This is a genomic window from Paenibacillus sp. FSL H8-0283 (assembly GCF_045040675.1).
Taxonomy (GTDB): Bacteria; Bacillota; Bacilli; order Paenibacillales; family Paenibacillaceae; genus Paenibacillus; species Paenibacillus amylolyticus.
Genome location: NZ_CP150295.1, coordinates 177,655 through 196,289, shown reverse-complemented (window position 1 = coordinate 196,289; position 18,635 = coordinate 177,655). Strand labels below are relative to the sequence as shown.

15 protein-coding genes and 1 tRNA gene are annotated in these 18,635 nt (G+C 45.9%); 2 read left to right on the top strand and 14 right to left on the bottom strand.

From position 1 onward, the window contains the following. Nucleotides 1–231 precede the first annotated feature (231 nt). From rnr to MHI52_RS00915, 8 genes are all read right to left on the bottom strand, one after another. Nucleotides 232–3,021, bottom strand: a complete 2,790-nt coding sequence (gene rnr, locus MHI52_RS00950) for a ribonuclease R (protein ID WP_405158266.1) — start codon at nucleotides 3,019–3,021, stop codon at nucleotides 232–234. Between the two features lie 560 nt (nucleotides 3,022–3,581). After that, the gene (gene secG / locus MHI52_RS00945) at nucleotides 3,582–3,815 is read right to left on the bottom strand and encodes a preprotein translocase subunit SecG (protein WP_036616231.1); all 234 of its coding nucleotides are present in this window, start codon (nucleotides 3,813–3,815) and stop codon (nucleotides 3,582–3,584) included. A 211-nt stretch (nucleotides 3,816–4,026) separates the two neighbouring features. After that, nucleotides 4,027–5,313, bottom strand: a complete 1,287-nt coding sequence (gene eno, locus MHI52_RS00940; protein WP_036616228.1) for a phosphopyruvate hydratase — start codon at nucleotides 5,311–5,313, stop codon at nucleotides 4,027–4,029. Nucleotides 5,314–5,552: 239 nt separating this feature from the next. Then, nucleotides 5,553–7,097 (bottom strand): 2,3-bisphosphoglycerate-independent phosphoglycerate mutase, encoded by a 1,545-nt coding sequence (gene gpmI, locus MHI52_RS00935; RefSeq protein WP_036616224.1) that lies wholly within the window; start codon nucleotides 7,095–7,097, stop codon nucleotides 5,553–5,555. Nucleotide 7,098: 1 nt separating this feature from the next. Next, nucleotides 7,099–7,851, bottom strand: coding sequence for a triose-phosphate isomerase (tpiA, locus tag MHI52_RS00930; RefSeq protein WP_036616221.1), 753 nt, complete (start codon nucleotides 7,849–7,851; stop codon nucleotides 7,099–7,101). Nucleotides 7,852–7,887: 36 nt separating this feature from the next. Beyond that, entirely contained in the window at nucleotides 7,888–9,069 is a 1,182-nt protein-coding gene (locus MHI52_RS00925; protein ID WP_340983772.1) for a phosphoglycerate kinase, read from the bottom strand. 151 nt (nucleotides 9,070–9,220) lie between these two features. After that, complete coding sequence (gap, locus tag MHI52_RS00920; RefSeq protein ID WP_017691243.1) at nucleotides 9,221–10,228, bottom strand: type I glyceraldehyde-3-phosphate dehydrogenase; 1,008 nt, start codon at nucleotides 10,226–10,228, stop codon at nucleotides 9,221–9,223. Between the two features lie 106 nt (nucleotides 10,229–10,334). Continuing rightward, nucleotides 10,335–11,360 carry a sugar-binding transcriptional regulator gene (locus MHI52_RS00915; protein ID WP_036616216.1) on the bottom strand — a complete coding sequence of 342 codons (1,026 nt, stop codon included), beginning with the start codon at nucleotides 11,358–11,360 and terminating at the stop codon, nucleotides 10,335–10,337. 458 nt (nucleotides 11,361–11,818) lie between these two features. Here MHI52_RS00915 and MHI52_RS00910 point away from each other — a divergent pair. Both MHI52_RS00910 and clpP read left to right on the top strand, forming a co-directional pair. Continuing rightward, a tRNA-Arg gene (locus MHI52_RS00910) sits at nucleotides 11,819–11,893 on the top strand. A 176-nt stretch (nucleotides 11,894–12,069) separates the two neighbouring features. Further along, on the top strand, nucleotides 12,070–12,666 hold the full coding sequence (gene clpP, locus MHI52_RS00905; protein WP_017691245.1) for an ATP-dependent Clp endopeptidase proteolytic subunit ClpP: 597 nt from the start codon (nucleotides 12,070–12,072) through the stop codon (nucleotides 12,664–12,666). A gap of 167 nt (nucleotides 12,667–12,833) precedes the next feature. On the opposite strand, the gene MHI52_RS00900 is transcribed toward clpP, so the two are convergent. The 6 genes from MHI52_RS00900 to rapZ all read right to left on the bottom strand — a co-directional run bounded on the left by MHI52_RS00900 (nucleotide 12,834) and on the right by rapZ (nucleotide 18,598). Further along, a complete protein-coding gene (locus MHI52_RS00900; protein ID WP_076320060.1) occupies nucleotides 12,834–13,931 on the bottom strand; it encodes a stalk domain-containing protein in 1,098 nt (365 codons plus the stop codon). A gap of 389 nt (nucleotides 13,932–14,320) precedes the next feature. Further along, nucleotides 14,321–15,073: an SIMPL domain-containing protein gene (locus MHI52_RS00895; RefSeq protein ID WP_047841458.1), complete on the bottom strand. Its 753-nt coding sequence runs from the start codon at nucleotides 15,071–15,073 to the stop codon at nucleotides 14,321–14,323. 156 nt (nucleotides 15,074–15,229) lie between these two features. After that, nucleotides 15,230–15,499, bottom strand: coding sequence for an HPr family phosphocarrier protein (locus tag MHI52_RS00890; protein ID WP_017691248.1), 270 nt, complete (start codon nucleotides 15,497–15,499; stop codon nucleotides 15,230–15,232). A 254-nt stretch (nucleotides 15,500–15,753) separates the two neighbouring features. Next, the gene (gene whiA / locus MHI52_RS00885; protein WP_036616210.1) at nucleotides 15,754–16,692 is read right to left on the bottom strand and encodes a DNA-binding protein WhiA; all 939 of its coding nucleotides are present in this window, start codon (nucleotides 16,690–16,692) and stop codon (nucleotides 15,754–15,756) included. Nucleotides 16,693–16,698: 6 nt separating this feature from the next. After that, complete coding sequence (yvcK, locus tag MHI52_RS00880; RefSeq protein WP_017691250.1) at nucleotides 16,699–17,685, bottom strand: YvcK family protein; 987 nt, start codon at nucleotides 17,683–17,685, stop codon at nucleotides 16,699–16,701. 13 nt (nucleotides 17,686–17,698) lie between these two features. Then, the gene (gene rapZ, locus MHI52_RS00875) at nucleotides 17,699–18,598 is read right to left on the bottom strand and encodes an RNase adapter RapZ (RefSeq protein WP_017691251.1); all 900 of its coding nucleotides are present in this window, start codon (nucleotides 18,596–18,598) and stop codon (nucleotides 17,699–17,701) included. Nucleotides 18,599–18,635 lie beyond the last annotated feature (37 nt).

Here is an 18,635-nt window from a genome sequence, read left to right as displayed (position 1 = left end):
GGTACCATGCTCTATAGCAGCGCACCCAATGTTGCACCAAGGTACCACGTGCCAGACCCTAATTGTAGCAAGTACGGCTGTTAAAATCAAGAAAGAGGCGACCTCTGCCGCCCCTCCTCATTACACCACTTTCAGACAGTGCGAAACAACACACCGGCTGAAGTGACTATTTTCTCCAACGCTTAACCTGGAGGAACGACTTGTAATCCATTTCTCCAAGTTACGTTAGCTTTATTTTTTCTTTTTCCGTACAAAAGCTGCCGTGCCGTTACCAGCTGCACCTTTGCTCTTCTTCCGCTTGCGTCGTGGTGCTCCGCCTTCCTGAGCGCCACCAGGAGTTGCATTCTCTCCAATAAATACGCCGCTTGGCGAAGTGTTTTTGCGTCCACTTCCGCCTTTACCACCTTTATTGCCGCCCTTGCCGGATTTAAAGCTTCCTTCACCGCGACCGCTGCCGCTGTTCAGGCCACTTCCTTGTCCATCGGTTGAACTACTATCCGATCCACCCGATGTAGAGCTATATCCGCCTTTACCTGAGCCAAAACCAAAGCTCACCGCACCTTTGCCCCGGCCAGTTGATCCTCCAGCATCACCAGCACGACGCTCAACTTTTGGTTTGCCGCCGCCTTTACCTGCGTAGCCACCAGATGAGCCTGCGCCTGCACTCGCTGCTCCACCGCGACCGCCACGTCCACCTTTGCTGCTTTCTTCCGTTGATCTGCCACCACGGCTGGCTCCAGCAGCGGATGAGCCTCCTTTGCCGCCACGTGAACCGCTGAAACCACCCGGTCCACCCTTGGCACCGCCGCGACCGCCACCACTTGCTGGGCGTCCACCTTTACCGCCACGTCCGCCACCGAAGCCGCCAGGACGTTCACCGCGAGGTTTCATATCTACCATTTCAAAATCAATCGTATACTCTTCCATGCTTACACGTGCCACACGGATCTTCACTTCATCACCGATGCGGAAGACTTTCGAGGTACGTTCACCAATCAGAGCCATATGCTGATCGTCAAAATGGTAATAGTCGTCCGTGAGTGCGCTGAGGCGAATCAAGCCTTCAACCGTGTTTTCCAACTCAATGAACATACCAAAGCTGGTCACACTGCTGATCATGCCTTCGAACTCTTCGCCTACTTTGTCGAGCATGTACTCGGCTTTTTTCATTTTCTCCGTATCCCGCTCAGCTTCTACCGCCACACGTTCACGTTCAGAAGACTGCTGCGCAATATCGGACATACGTGCTGCCAAATACTCCTGACGGTTCTCCGGCAATGCACCATTATTTTCAATGACTTCGCGAATCACCCGGTGAATGACAAGATCGGGATAACGACGAATTGGAGACGTAAAGTGACTATAGAATTCTGCCGCGAGGCCAAAGTGACCCGACATTTCAGAATCATACTTCGCCTGTTTCATCGAACGGAGCATCATCGTACTAATCACAGTTTGTTCTTTCGTTTCTTTAATATCCTCAAGCAACGATTGAAGCGCCCGTGGATGAATCGCATTGCCACGTCCTTTGACCTGGTGTCCAAAATTCGCCGCAAAGGCGAGGAAATTTTGCAGTTTTTCCTGATCCGGGTCTTCGTGCACACGATAAATGAAAGGAACCTTCAACCAGTGGAAATGCTCTGCCACTGTTTCGTTCGCTGCCAACATGAATTCCTCAATGATTTGCTCTGCGATCGAACGCTCCCGTTTCACGATATCTACCGGTTTGCATTCTGCGTCCACAACGATTTTGGATTCTTCAAAATCAAAGTCAACCGCACCACGGCGCATACGCATAGCACGTAGCTTCAAAGCGATCTCTTTCATCAGATGGAAATCATCTACCAGATCCTTATAACGCTCGAGCAATTCCGGCTCTTCACCTTCAAGGATTTTACGGACGTTGGAATACGTCATCCGCTCTTTGGTTTTAATTACACTTGTGAAAATGTCATGTTTTACAACCTTCATCTGGTCGTTAAACTCCATCTCACAAGACAGTGTCAAGCGGTCTACCTGCGGGTTCAAACTACAGATCCCGTTGGACAGACGCTGTGGCAGCATCGGAATAACCCGGTCCACCAGATACACACTGCATCCACGGTTGTAGGCTTCCTGATCAAGCTTGGAATTCTCCTGCACATAATAGCCAACGTCGGCAATATGAACACCCAGACGGTAGTTCCCGTTAGGCAGTTTCTCTACATTTACAGCATCATCCAGATCCTTGGCATCTTCGCCATCAATCGTGACAATGTTAAGTCCGCGCAGATCACGGCGACCCTGTTGTACAATCTCTTCATCCGTGATGGAGTCGGGTGCTTTTTCCGCCTCTTCTACCACTTCATCAGGGAAAGCTTCAGGCAACTGATGCTTGCGAATGACGGACAAAATATCAATACCCGGCTCATCCTTATGACCGAGAATCTCGATCACTTCACCTTCGGCAGCCGCACGGCCCTCCGGATAGCTGACGATCTTGGCTACGACCTTCTGTCCATCAACCGCCCCAGCAAAGTTGGTACGTGGGATGAAAATATCGCGATTAATCCGTTTATCATCCGGAATGACAAATCCGTACACCTCATGGCTTTGGAACACACCAACGACTTGTGTCACAGCACGAGTAACAATACGGACGATCTCACCCTCCAAACGACCACCTGAAGGTCCTTGAGATGTGACTTTAACCAATACCGTATCACCATTCATCGCACTTTTCATATCATTGGCGTGAATGTACACATCCGGGTGCTCCCGATCCTCAGGGATAAGGAAAGCGAAACCTTTGGCGTGAGCCTGTAAACGTCCACGTACCAAATCCATGCGCTCTGGCATGCCATAGCGATTGTTACGGGTCAGCAAAACTTTACCGGATTCCTCCAGCGTATTAAGCATAATCAAAAAGGCTTTGAAATCAGCTGCATCTTCAATAGCGAAGTGCTGTTCCAACTCCTGATAAGTCATAGGTTTATAAGCGGTTTCCCGCATGAAGTCGAGCAATTGTTGTTCTGTTATCATTAATATATTCACCTCGGGAAACATAAAAGTGTAAGCAAGTCTCATCTCTTTATGTATCGGAATTCTTACCTTTTTCATGCAATACAATATCATTGCTGTGAAGAGTGTAGTAGTACAACCATACTATCTCATACCCTAGTATACACGAATTCAATCCGGCCCATCCGTACCTCGCAAAAAAACCACAGTTGCCGGGCGCTCCTCTAAAATCACGCTTTCACGTATCTCTACAGCATTTTATGCGATACACGTGCTGTGCGCATCTGGAAAAGGACTACATCCGAAAATTTTCTGTACACATGACATTCATTATAGGGAGTGAGTTCGCGTAACGAATAAGCGAGGGACATACCATACATGATAGGGGTGTGTTGCATGTTAAGGAAGGAAAACCAAACAGAAGTGAGAAGAAGACCGAAAATCATGGAGTCTATAGATTAAATTGTTGGAAAAGTTTGGACGCGTAAGAATTTATTAAAAAACCCCCGTTTCTTCACGAAACGAAGGTTCATCAATTAAGCCATTAGCTTAAGCTATTCATTGAACAGCAGTTCCGAATCTTACTTGGAAACCACCGTAACAACAATAGACAAAATCATAAATCCTGCACCCAGTACCACCGTTGCACGTTGCAGGAAGAGATCCAATCCGCGCGCTTTCGTTTTACCGAAAAGATGTTCCGCACCACCGGAGATGGCACCCGCCAAACCAGCGCTTTTCCCGTGCTGCAGCAATACTACAGTGATTAGACCGATCGAGAAAACAACGAGCAGCAATTTCAAAGCAATATCCATTCTTTCCACCTCCTACCCATGTGGGCATACATCTCACCATAAAAACAGTTACTTTAATTGTAACATAGCTATGGTTGTACTACAAGTAGTACAGTTTATACAATGCCCTAAATTTCACCATCTGCGTGATCCTTACGTTATACCATTACTTCGTTGCAATAAAAAAGACAAGCCGGTTACCCGGCTTGCCTGTAAAAGCTGGATATCCAGCTTATTTTTTAAGGTTGTAGAATCCTTTAAGACCATTGTATTGAGCCAGTTCACCCAGTTGATCCTCAATGCGGAGCAATTGGTTGTACTTCGCGATACGGTCTGTACGGGAAGGAGCACCCGTTTTGATTTGACCAGCGTTAGTTGCAACAGCGATATCAGCGATTGTGCTGTCTTCGGACTCACCGGAACGGTGGGAGATTACAGCTGTGTATCCTGCGCGTTTAGCCATTTCGATTGCATCAAATGTTTCAGTCAATGTACCGATTTGGTTAACTTTGATCAGGATGGAGTTACCGATACCTTCGTTGATACCTCTGCCCAGACGCTCAGTGTTTGTTACGAACAGGTCATCACCAACGAGTTGTACTTTGTCTCCCAATTTCTCAGTGAGCAATTTCCAACCATCCCAGTCATCTTCGGACATACCGTCTTCGATTGTGATGATTGGGTATTTCTCAACCCATGAAGCCAGAAGGTCAACATACTCAGCGGAAGTGTAAGATTTACCTTCGCCAGCAAGTGTGTACTTACCATCTTTGTAGAACTCAGTGGAAGCAACGTCCATACCCAAGAATACGTCAACGCCTGGTTTGTAACCAGCTTTTTCAATTGCTTCGATGATTGTAGTGATTGCTTCTTCGTTCGAACCAAGGTTCGGTGCGAAACCACCTTCGTCACCTACAGCTGTGTTCAAGCCTTTGGAGCTCAATACGGATTTCAAGTTGTGGAAGATCTCTGCACCTACGCGAAGAGCTTCTTTGAAGCTTGGTGCTCCAACTGGAAGAACCATGAACTCTTGAACGTCGATGTTGTTGTCAGCATGCTCACCACCGTTGATGATGTTCATCATTGGTACTGGCAATGCTTTAGCGTTGAATCCGCCCAGGTAAACATACAATGGCAGGTCCAGAGCGTCAGCAGCTGCGCGAGCTACTGCCATGGATACAGCCAGGATTGCGTTAGCGCCCAGTTTACCTTTGTTTGGCGTACCATCCAAAGTGATCATCAATTTGTCGATACCCAGTTGATCCAATGCATCCATACCGATAACTTCTGGAGCGATTGTTTCGTTTACGTTTTTAACAGCTTGCAGAACGCCTTTACCGAGGTAACGGGATTTGTCACCATCGCGAAGCTCAACTGCTTCGTGGGCACCAGTGGATGCACCAGATGGAACGATTGCGCGTCCGATTGCGCCGGACTCCAGGTATACTTCAACTTCTACTGTAGGGTTACCGCGGGAGTCGAGGACTTCGCGAGCGTACACGTCAGAAATAATAGTCATTTGTGATAATCTCCTTTATAGTTGGGATTTAATTTTTGGACCAACTTGTGTTTGCCCTTATTTCACTATGTCAGCAGAATCGTCTTCCGATCGCTGTTATCCCCTGATTTCTTTGAACTTACTTTCATAAGTTGAAATCATGTGATAAAGGCGAGCGCTTCGCTTCTTCAGACTATTTCTGCTGCCTTCGTTCAATGTGCAAACGCCAAACCGTCCAATTATATATGTTGTTGCGTAACTTATTTACGGGTAGCGATGACGGATGTACCTGTCATCTCAGCCGGTTTAGGCAATTGCATCAGATCAAGGATCGTTGGCGCGATATCTGCCAGGATTCCGCCTTCACGCAAGGTTACATTTGCATCCGTAACGATGAATGGAACCGGGTTCGTTGTATGAGCTGTGAACGGACGTCCTTTCTCATCGAACACCATATCCGCGTTACCATGATCCGCTGTGATCAGTACAACGCCGCCTTTGGCAAGTACTGCATCCACAACACGGCCCATGCACTCATCTGTTACTTCAACCGCTTTGATGGTAGGCTCCAGCATGCCGGAGTGTCCAACCATGTCAGGGTTAGCAAAGTTCAGAATGATGGCGTCATGTTTGTCTGCTTCGATCTCGCGAACACATGCGTCAGCTACTTCATAAGCGCTCATCTCTGGTTGCAGATCATACGTTGCAACTTTTGGTGAGTTGATCAGTACACGAGTTTCGCCCGGAAGCTCCACATCACGACCACCGCTGAAGAAGAAGGTAACGTGCGGGTATTTCTCAGTTTCTGCAATACGCAGTTGTTTTTTATTGTTCTGTACCAGAACTTCACCCAGCGTGTTGTCGAGGTTTTTCGGCGAATAAGCCACATAACCTTCAACTGTCTCGCTGAACAAAGTCAAGCATACAAAGTGCAAGCCCACAGGGAACTTCGGACCACGATCAAAACCGCGGAAATCCTGGTTTGTGAATACTTGCGACAACTGGATTGCACGGTCAGGACGGAAGTTGAGGAAGATAACGGAATCGCCGCTCTCAACCAAACCTACCGGCTCACCATCCGCTTTAACGATAACCGTTGGTTCAACGAATTCATCAAATACGGATTTCTCATACGATTCTTCAACCGCTTTGAGTGGGTCAGTGTATTTTGGTCCATCTCCATAAACGATGGCACGGTATGATTTCTCAACCCGTTCCCAACGTTTGTCACGGTCCATCGCGTAATAGCGACCTTGAACCGTAGCGATTTTACCTACACCGACTTCTTCAATCTTAGCGATCAGTTTCTGCATGAAGTCTTTACCACTGTCTGGCATAACATCACGGCCATCCATGAAAGCATGAATATATACATCATTCATTCCTTCTTTTTTGGCCAGATCTAGCATAGCAAACAGGTGGTCGATGTGACTATGTACGCCGCCATCAGACAACAAGCCGTAGAGATGAAGTTTTTTGCCGCTTTGTTTCGCTTCACGAACGGCTTTGACAAGTGTTTCATTGTCGTAGAACTCGCCGTCACGAATGGATTTGGAGATACGGGTCAAATCCTGGTATACGATCCGGCCGGCACCAATGTTCAGGTGACCTACCTCGGAATTTCCCATTTGCCCTTCTGGCAAACCTACAGCTTCACCGCATGCAGTGAGCGTTGTATGTGGGAATTGGCTCATGAAACGGTCATAGTTCGGTTTCTTGGCTTGCGCTACCGCATTGCCTTCCACCGTGTTACGCAGACCAAAGCCATCCATGATGATCAGTGCTACAGGTTTTGGAGCTGTCATCTTACTTCGCCCCCTCAACAAGCGCGATGAACGAAGCCGGCTGCAAGCTGGCACCGCCAACAAGTGCGCCGTCGATGTCGCTTTGTCCGAGGTATTCTGTTACGTTCTCTGGTTTAACACTGCCGCCGTATTGAATACGAACTGCATTCGCAACCGTCTCGTTGTACAGATCCTTCACCAGCGTACGAATGTAAGCAATAACTTCATTCGCATCTTGGGAAGTGGAGGATTTGCCTGTACCAATCGCCCAGATTGGCTCATAAGCGATAACAACTTGGGCCGCTTGCTCTGCAGACAGACCTGCAAAAGCAGCTACTGTTTGCACTTTGCATACGTCTTTTGTTTGGTTCGCTTCACGCTCTTCAAGCGTCTCACCAAGGCAGAAGATTGGAGTCAAACCGTGACGGAATGCTGCATGCAACTTTTTATTGACAGTCTCATCGGTTTCCGCAAAATATTGACGGCGCTCCGAGTGACCAATAATGACATAATCCACACCCAGGTCTTTCAGCATCACGCCGCTGATTTCACCTGTGAATGCACCGTTATCTTCAAAGTGAAGATTTTGTGCACCAATTTTGATGTTTGTGCCTTTAACAGCTTCTACCAGGGATGGCAGATTTGTAAACGGTGCGCAGATTACAGTTTCCACGCCTTCAACTTCCGCTTTTCCTTTAACTTCCTGAATGAAGTCATTGGATTCGGAAACCGTTTTGAACATTTTCCAGTTACCTGCGATAATCGGTGTTCTCATGGGTTTCAACTCCTTCATGCTATAGGCTACTAAAACTTACTTGTCGTTCAATGCCACTACGCCTGGAAGTACTTTACCTTCCATGAACTCGAGCGATGCACCGCCACCTGTAGAGATGTGGTTCATCTTGTCAGCCAATTTGAACTTCTCAGCTGCTGCTGCGGAGTCACCGCCACCAATTACAGTGTAAGCTTCTGTCTCAGCGCAAGCTTCCGCTACTGCACGAGTACCGTGGGAGAATGGCTCGATTTCAAATACGCCCATTGGTCCGTTCCACACAACCAATTTGGAGTTTTTGATTACATCAGCATAGATCTCACGTGTTTTAGGACCGATGTCGATACCTTCCCAATCTGCTGGGATACCATCGATGTCAACGATTTGTGTGTTTGCTTTCGCACTGAAATCGTCAGATACTACGATATCTACCGGCAGGTAGAAGTTTTTGCCCAATTTTTTCGCTTTTTCGATAAAACCGAGAGCAACATCAAGTTTGGAATCATCCAGCAAGGATTGTCCAATTTCATGTCCTTGTGCTTTGAAGAACGTGTAAGTCAGACCGCCACCGATGATTACGTTGTCTGCAATGTTCAGCAGGTTGTCGATTACATCGATTTTGTCCTTAACTTTGGATCCACCAATGATAGCTGTGAAAGGACGCTCAGGGTTGGAAATTGCTTTACCCAACACTTCAAGTTCTTTCTCCATCAACAAACCGGACACTGCTGGAAGCAAGTGAGCGATTCCTTCAGTCGAAGCGTGTGCTCTGTGAGCCGCGCCAAACGCATCGTTAACGAAAACGTCAGCCAGTTCAGCAAATTGTTTTGCCAGTTCCGGATCGTTTTTCTCTTCGCCTGCGTGGAAACGAACGTTTTCAAGCAACAATACGTCGCCGTTCTTCAGTTCAGCGATTTGAGCTTTAACAGCGTCACCAACAGAACCGTCAGCTTTAACAACTGTTTTACCAAGCAATTCAGACAAACGCTCAGCTGCTGGAGTCAAACGCAAAGATTCAACCACTTCGCCGTTAGGACGACCCATGTGGCTTGCCAAAATGACTTTAGCGCCTTTTTCAATCAAGAAGTTGATTGTAGGAAGCGTTGCACGAATACGTTTGTCATCTGTAATTTTACCATCTTCGAGCGGCACATTGAAATCTACACGGACAAAAGCCCGTTTTCCTGTCAATTCGATATCGCGTACACTTTTTTTGTTCATCTGTATTTCCTCCGCACCCATGTATTTGGTGGACCAATCAAGAGCTAAAATCCCTCGTCAATCCTGGTGTTTTTGAGAAATTTGCAAAATGTAGATATATAAAGAGCGGAAACAATATAGCATCTGTTTCCGCTCTATGTTATTGCAGATATTACTTAATCATTTTTGCAAAGTGCTCCAAAGTGCGAACCAATTGTGCAGTGTAGGACATTTCATTGTCATACCAAGCTACAGTTTTAACCAATTGTTGGTCGCCAACAGTCAGAACTTTAGTTTGAGTTGCATCAAACAGGGAACCGAAAGTGATTCCTTGGATATCGGAAGATACGATTTCGTCTTCTGTGTATCCAAAAGTTTCTGGATCGGAAGCTTCTTGCATAGCTGCGTTAACTTCTTCAGCAGTTACTTTTTTGTTCAGAACAGTTACGAGCTCAGTCAGGGAACCAGTAGCTACTGGTACACGTTGAGCTGCACCATCAAGGATGCCTTGCAGTTCTGGGATTACCAGACCGATTGCTTTAGCAGCACCAGTTGTGTTAGGGATGATGTTTTCAGCTGCTGCGCGAGCACGACGGAAGTCACCTTTAGGGTGTGGAGCATCCAACGTGTTTTGGTCGCCAGTGTAAGCGTGAATTGTAGTCATCAAACCTTGAACGATTCCGAATTTGTCTTGCAGTGTTTTTGCCATAGGTGCCAGGCAGTTTGTTGTGCAAGATGCGCCGGAGATTACAGTTTCAGTACCGTCGAGGATTTCATGGTTTACGTTGTAAACGATGGTTTTCATGTCGCCAGTAGCTGGTGCGGAGATAACAACTTTCTTAGCTCCACCTTTCAAGTGTTTCTCAGCTGCTTCTTTCGTTGTGAAGAAACCAGTACATTCCAGAACGATATCTACGCCCAGGTCGCCCCAAGGAAGTTCTTCTGGATTACGGTTAGCCAATACTTTAACTTCTTTGCCGTTCACTTTGAAGAAGCCATCGTGTACTTCAACATCGCCATCGAAGCGACCTTGAGTTGTATCATATTTGAGCAAATGAGCGAGCATTTTAGCGTCAGTCAAGTCGTTGATTGCTACTACCTCGATGCCTGCTACATTTTGAATACGGCGGAATGCCAAGCGTCCAATACGTCCAAAACCGTTAATACCTACTTTAATCATGAGTAAGTTCCTCCCAAGTTTTGATTAATTTTTTATGAAACTTATATATTCAAGACAGACGGTGAAGTCCGTCAAGACAACAATAGTTGTGATGCAAAGTAAAACCTTATTCCATTTCAGCAACGATGACTTCGGCAGCAGCCTCATCAATAATCAGAATATCTTCCTGACCAAATCGTAACACGGAATGTATAGCAGCAGCTTTGCTTTTGCCACCTGCAATTCCAATCACAACATCGGTTCGTTCAATATCCTGAAGTCGCATACCCAGTGTAAGCATGGTATGTACCACCTTACCCTGATCATTAAAGTAATAACCGAAAGATTCAGATACGGCCCCTTGCTCCTGAAGTTCATCTATAATCTCCGTCGCAAGTTTGCGTCTTTTAGCCATCTCTACGGCATCACCAATTCCATGAATAACAATCCGTGATTGCCTGATCAGCTGCAGAATCTCCTGAACACTAGGGTCCTGGATTAATGATTCATAGGCATGATCACTGAGCAAATCCGGTACATGCAGGAGTTTGTATTGCGCCCCTACCCGTTTTGCCATTGTGGATGCGATCGTATTAGCCTGAATTTCAAGGCTTTCTCCAAGTCCACCGCGTGCCGGTACGAACCAGACACCTTTGAGCGATGTTGGCGGATTTAGTTGTTCTGCGACTTCGGCCGTTGTTGAACCGCCAGTAACGGCGACAACGTCGTTGTCACTCATGATATTGCCGAGAGCCTTCGCTCCAGCTCTGCCCAGTTCCCTTTTGGCAAATGGAGAAACGTCCGAATCACCAGGAACCACAACTACCTTTTGCAGACCGTAGGCTTGCTTGATGCGCTCTTCCAGCTCGGATAATCCGAACAGCTCTTTGGCTACGGGCTCTAACTGCTGCAGCAAATCATACCCTGCCTCGCTGATCTTCATTCCTGCACTGTCAATTTCAATAAGTCCCTGAGCCTTTAACAGATCGGTCTCAGCCCTCAGAACCCGCTCGGTCATCTGCATGGAATTAGCTAACGTTCTCCGTCCGATCACATCCGATAACATGATCTGTTGCAGAATCGTATACCTCTTTTTCAAGATATCCATGAGATCAGGCAGAAGCTGCTTTTGTACTTCTAAAATCGTTCGCATGCTTTCCACTCCCGCAAGTTCTCGTTCTAAGCTCTCTTTCGTGGCCCTAAAACGTCCCGGGTTAACTTTTTAAGTCCCACGTCTATTCTACCTAAAACTGACGTGACATGCAAGTGTTTCAACGTGTTATTTCGACACGCATTCAGCGTTTGTACGCGCCTATTTTCACAATCCTAGACTTTCATGATCTAGGACTAGCTCACGCATACCATATATAGAAGAAACAAATGAATTCGATCTACATATCGCTCAGAATCACATTTCATACGGCATGTCCAAAACCTCTAATAGCATTTACTTAAATGCACTCTTTATCCACTCTTCTTCATCATGATCATTTTTAGGTTAATCCAAACCAATACCACAACGAACTGCTTGCAATTAAATATTTCATGAGCTATAATCATTATTGCTGTCATATATTTAGAAAGCTACATAAATTGGTAGCAAATTAATGTGCGCCCGTGGTCCAATGGATATGACGTAGGCCTCCGAAGCCTGAGATCCAAGTTCGATTCTTGGCGGGCGCGCCATTTTTATTTAACAGCTCATAACCCATTTAACCAATGAAACCGGAAAGGTTTCTTTTTTTTGCAAGTTAGTTTGACTTTCTTTGACTTTTTGTTTGGAATTGTTTATTATGTGGGTAATACGGTAACAGTTTAAGTATAAACACCAATAACATTTACATTCCAAGGAGGTTTTTCACGTGAGTTTTATTCCAATGGTCGTTGAACAGAGCAACCGGGGTGAGCGCGCCTACGACATCTACTCCAGATTGCTGAAGGATCGTATTATTTTCCTTGGTAGCGATGTTAATGACGTAGTGGCTAATGCCATTATGGCACAGATGTTGTTCCTGGCTGCGGAAGATCCGGAGAAAGACATTCACTTATACATCAACAGCCCAGGCGGATCGATTACAGCCGGTATGGCGATTTACGATACAATGCAATTCATCAAACCGGATGTATCTACCATCTGTGTAGGTATGGCGGCTTCCATGGGTGCATTCCTGTTGAATGCCGGTGCAAAAGGTAAACGTTTTGCATTACCAAACAGTGAAATTATGATTCACCAACCACTTGGTGGTGCACAAGGTCAGGCTTCTGACATCGAAATTCGTGCTCGCCGCATCCTGAAAATGCGTGATACCTTGAACCGCATCATCTCTGAGCGTTCAGGTCAACCGCTGGAGCGGATTGAGAAAGATACAGATCGTGACTACTTCATGAGTGCTGCTGAAGCCGCCGATTACGGTATCATTGATAAAGTTATCGAAAACGTAGGATCACAAGGCATCTAAGTGTGACGTAGACCACGGTCTATGCGTTAACATAATCAACACCTAACGTAATCAGCAACATATAATTGTGTTGTCTATACGAGAAGAAGCCCTCATCATAATTATGATGGGGGCTTCTTTTTTCATTTTATAAGAAAAATAACTTAAGAGTGCATAATAATGATTCTTTATTTGGTTCCATTTACATTACTGAAAGGTTCTGTGCCTTTAGGGAGAAGCTCTTTGTACGTAAATGGCATTTCAGGGAAGCCTTCTGCGTACGCCGTATACTCATACAACTGGAAGAACACAACTACACCCGTTGGTGTCACATAGTAATCTTGATCTTTATTCAAACCTTTATAACCGTCGAGGTATCCACCGCGGGCTTTCAGTTGCTCACCCACTTTTTTACTCAACGTCTCGCGCATCGTTTTGTTATTTTGCAGCACATCATCTAACGTAAGCTCCTTACCTGTGTCCAGTGCAAAGGTGTGGCCCGTACGGTATGTCATGCCATGAGCGCCAGCATAATCTTCGTATCGTTGTGTAATGAGTCCCAGCACGCCTTTTTCGTTGTACGTCACTACATAGGAGCTCTCAAATGCATATGGACGGTTGGCGGTTGCACCGCCGAATTCAGATGTCTGTTTCTTGAAGTCAGCTACATAAGTATCCACTTCGTCTTTCAGCACTTTATTGATCGCCGCTTCAGCTTCTTTGCTGGCAAGTCCACTCACCTGTGGATATTGAACATCTACTTCAGCATTTTTTACAGTGACATTAACTGTTGCCGCTTTAATTTTAACGTTATTTTGTTTCAACTTGCTGAGTGACAACGTTTTGGTTTTGGCATCCCAATTCCCCTGTACACCCAGATAATCTCTCATTGCCGAGAATGGGATATATAATCTGCCGTTGATCAGCTTTGCGTCCACTTGAGGATAATAGTTGTTAATTCGAACACTCGGCTCGCCATCCAATAGGCTGATCGTCATCGTGTTATTGGCTGCTGTCAAAGCGTACTCTTTGGTTTTCGCATCATATTTCAGAGTCCCACCTGCCACATCTTTAACCGCCGTAAGAGATACCCAAGTTGAGCCACCTTGAAGAAGTCCTTTTTGAGTCAGTGTTTTTCCACCCGACTTCAGGGTCACCTCAGCTGTGGTTGTCACTTTCGAGGATACCGATGCCGCCTGAACCGAACTGTCCTGCCACACCGAACCGCTACCTACAATAATTCCTGCTGCGAGCAATGCACTTGTCCATTTTTTCCATGATGTCATATATAAAACTCCTCTCTGAATTCACAATTAGGGATCATTGCGTATGTAATCCTGACCTGATCGCATATCTCATACGCTCACCTCTCTATTATAATTAACCCGAATTCGGAAAGGTTTACAGCTCGAGTTACAATGTTGATGAATATCAGTAGGAAAATATATGGGGATATGACCTTTTTGTCACGAACAACTATACAAAAAAGATACCAATATACAACATTTCATGTTGCTTCGAATAAAGTTCCCTCCTATCTAACTTCATCAAAGTTTGCTTTTCCAACAAAAAAAGACTCTGTCCACAGGACAAAGTCTTTGTCATTATTTCATTTTACCCTTCAAATGACACTTATAAAGGTTACTTGAGCTTACAATCCTTAGTTCACTCTTGTTTATTTCATTTCATACGTGATATTCAGGATTGTACTTACTTTAACCTGGCCTGTTTCAATCTCAGTACCACCTGCTGTATCTTGTGCTTTGGACATCAACGCCTCGCTTGCATAGAATACAGGCACATTGGCATCACCTTGGCTTACGGAAAGAACAGCACCCAGTTGACGTTTAACTGCTTTTGCAATGGCGCCAGCTTTCACATCTGCATTGGCAACAGCTTTTTCAATCACTTGGGATTCATAACTTTCCGGATTTTCTACAGTAAAGCGTACGTTTTCAATATTGTTGGCACCCGCACCCGAAGCAGCATCGAGCAACTCGCCAATCTTGTCCATCTGACGATATGTGACTGTCAGCGTATGATGCGCTGTATATCCTTTAATTTGTTGTCCATCTTTTTCACTATACGTATAGTTGGGTTGTACAGAGAACTGACTCGTTTGAATGTCGTCTGCACTGATCTTCCACGTGTTCTTCAGCAAATTGGATACTTTTTGAACTTTGGCAGCATTCGCTTTTTGAGCAGATGCAGCTGTCTCTGCAGTACTGTTCACACCAATGGACAGATACGCGATATCAGGCTTCACCTGAATCTCACCTTTACCCACAACATTAATCACATTCTGTTGTACTCCCTGAACCTCTGCAGCGTAAGCATAGTTACCTGGTGCAACCCATGCTGTTCCTCCAACAAGCAACGTACTTGCCACCAGCACCGCACCAAACGGTTTCATCCATTGTTTACCCATCACGATAGCCTCCTTATGTGTTAACATCTCAAACTTTAAACGATTTGATACCTTAACAGACGGGACAAATTCCATAATGTTGCACTTGACGATAGCATAAACGTGAAAAACGCAAAAAAGCCCCTTTCGGGACTTCTTCATTGGATTGATCATATCTTATTGGTTTTCGAGCTCTTCCTTGCTTACCAGACTAACTAAAGCGTTTACAGCCTGTTCGGCATCCGCACCTTCTGCACTAATCTGGATTTCCGTACCTGTGCTAATTGCAAGGCTCATGATCCCCATGATACTTTTTGCATTAACTTTTTTGTCGTCCTTCTCGACGAACACTTCAGACGAGTACTTATTCGCTTCTTGAACGAACAGTGCCGCAGGTCTGGCATGGAGACCCGTTTTCAAACGGACAACTACCGGGTGCTTTGTCATGGAAACTTACCCCCTATTATGAAATCTGGACATTAAATACACAATTATATTTAAACAACATTATACCATTAACCCGTGCAGGACACTAGAAGAAAAAACTCAGGGTGCTTTGACGGGCATTATCTTGCCCTATTTCATCTTTTGCACAGCGCATCCAATGACCTAAGTAAGTCCCCTAGATCCTTAACGGTTGACTTCCCCGACCTTTCTGTTCAGCAGAAACAGCCGACCTTGTTACTTTACCCTACTCCGTCTTAACCATAACGTTCTGTGCGTACTTTCTCAGCCAGCTCATCAATTTTACGAAGCCGATGGTTCACTCCCGACTTGCTGACTGTACCTTTAAGGAGCTCGCCAACTTCCTTCAAGTTAATATCCGGATGAGCTAGTCGAACCTCCGCCACCTCGCGAAGTTTCTCAGGCAGCGATTCCAAACCAACTTCCTTTTGTAACAACCGGATATTATCGATTTGTCTTACCGCGGCTCCAATCGTTTTGTTCAGGTTGGCGGTCTCACAATTGACAATCCGGTTAACGGAGTTACGCATATCTCGCATAATTCGTACATCCTCAAACTTGAACAAGGCCTGATGAGCACCAATGATGCTGAGCAGCTCAATGATTTTCTCGCCTTCCTTAATGTATAGGATGAATCCTTTTTTCCGTTCTATACACCGGGCATTCAGATGAAATTCATTGGCCAGGTCAACCAGTGCCTGACAGTGCTCTTCATACATGGACGCAATCTCCAGATGGTACGAGGAACCTTCCGGATTATTAACCGATCCACCTGCGAGAAATGCACCGCGAAGATAGGCCCGTTTACAACAGTTTTGCTGAAACAATTCCGTACTGATCCCTGGGGTAAAGAGAAAGCCCTCAGATACAATATGAAGACTATTGAGAATCTCCTGTACCATGGTTGGAATACGAACAATATATACATTGTTCTTTTTCAGCCGCATTTTTTTGCGGACCAGTAATTCCGTATGCACTTGAAAATGCTTTTTAAGCAGAGAGTATGCCCGTCTTGCAATCGCGGCATTCTCCGTCGAAATATCCAAGATCACTTTTTTATTCGATAACTGCACTGCACCAAGCATACGGATGAGGGCTGAAAGTTCCGCCTTTTCGCAGCACGGTTCGCTCTCGATCATGGTTAATTCTTTTTTGGTCTGTGCTGCAAACGACATGGGACTTCACCTCTTCCGTAACATCCAATTTTGTACCAGTTGGTAGATGTGATGACTTAACTTGTCGGCATCATGACGCAGATAGGTTTTGAACAAAACAAGTGTATCTGCAACCACCTGATAACCGGCACTTTCGAGTACATTCATATCCAGCACAACCGGTTTTGCTCCTTTTTCCGCATACTTATTTTGCACTTGCAGCGGAATGTCACCATTATTTACGATAACATAGTCGAAGAGCTGATGACCTATATGCTCGTGTACCGCCTTAAGGTGGTCACTTACCGTATAGTTATCCGTTTCTCCCGGCTGTGTCATCACATTACAGATAAACATCTTCACCGCATCAGCCTCTACCACAGCTTCTGCAAGCTTAGGTACGAGTAAATTGGGAAGGATGCTTGTATAGAGGCTGCCTGGCCCGATCAGAATAGCATCAGCTTGACGAATCGCCTCTACTGCCTCTGGCAACGGCTCCACGTGATCCGGTTCAAGGAAAACACGTTTGATGCGTCCACCCGCCTCAGGGATTTTGGACTCACCTGTAATAATTGTCCCATCTTCCATCTCCGCATGCAACACAACGGCCTGCCCGGCTGCTGGCAATACCTCACCTCGAACGGCAAACACGCGGCTAAGCTCCCGCACTGCGGTCACAAAGTCGCCCGAAATATCCGTCATTGCAGCCAAAATCAAATTTCCCAAGCTGTGGCCTGCAAGCCCCGCGCCTGTATTGAAACGGTACTTCAACATATCTGAAAGCAATGGTTCTACATCAGCCAGTGCCGTAAGCACGTTGCGAATGTCGCCCGGAGGCGGCATCTGTAGCTCATTGCGCAGGATGCCTGAACTTCCACCGTCATCTGCAACTGTGACGATGGCCGTGATATCCAGCGGCTTCTCTTTCAAACCGCGCAGCATCACGGATAATCCGGTTCCGCCGCCCATTACAACTATTCTCGGACGTTCTCTTCGTGGTCCGGCCTCTTTCATCCCTTCACCCTCTTCAATGACGGTCCCGGTCAGCGTCGCGATGGCTTACGGTAACAGCTTCTGTCTCACTGCTTCCCAACATCTTGCCCAAATATTCCGATATTGCTACCGAACGATGCTTGCCTCCGGTACAGCCGATTCCAATAATAACCTGGCTTTTGCCTTCCTTCCGGTATTGCGGAATCAGGAAATGCAGCATATCCAGCAGCTTGGTCAGAAACGCCTGTGTCTCTGGCCATTTCATAACATATTCATACACATCACTATTCTGTCCCGTATTCGGTCGCAAATGATCAATATAATGCGGATTCGGTAAAAAACGTACATCAAACACCAGATCAGCATCAATCGGAATCCCATACTTGAATCCAAACGACGTAATATTCACCGACAGCATTTGGCTCTCGAGATGAGAAAAACGGGATATGATACGTTCTTTCAGTTGAGCAGGCTTCATTGTACTTGTATTCAGTACCTGAGTCGCAGAGTTTTTGAGTTCCTCCAACATCTTGCGTTCCAGTCGGATGCCGTCCAGCGGCATGCCCTCAGGAGCCAGTGGGTGTCTGCGCCTGCTTTCTTTGTAACGCTGAACAAGTACAGAGTCTGTAGCATCCAGGAATAAAATTTCGCAATGAATGGTAAAATGATCTTTAATATAGTTCAAAGACTCGGACAGAGCCGTAAAGAATTCACGCCCGCGCAGATCGATAACCAATGCAACCTTACCAATCTTGCCGTTTGACTGTTCAATTAGTTCCGCAAATTTCGGAATCAATACCGGCGGCAGATTATCCACACAGAAGAAACCCAGATCCTCCAGGCTTTGTACTGCAATGGTTTTACCTGCTCCGGACATGCCCGTAATGATAATGAGCGTGGCGCCTGTGCCTGGTGATCCTTCACCTTCAAGCATAAATGTCCCCTCCTTATCATATTGCTGTCTTCATATA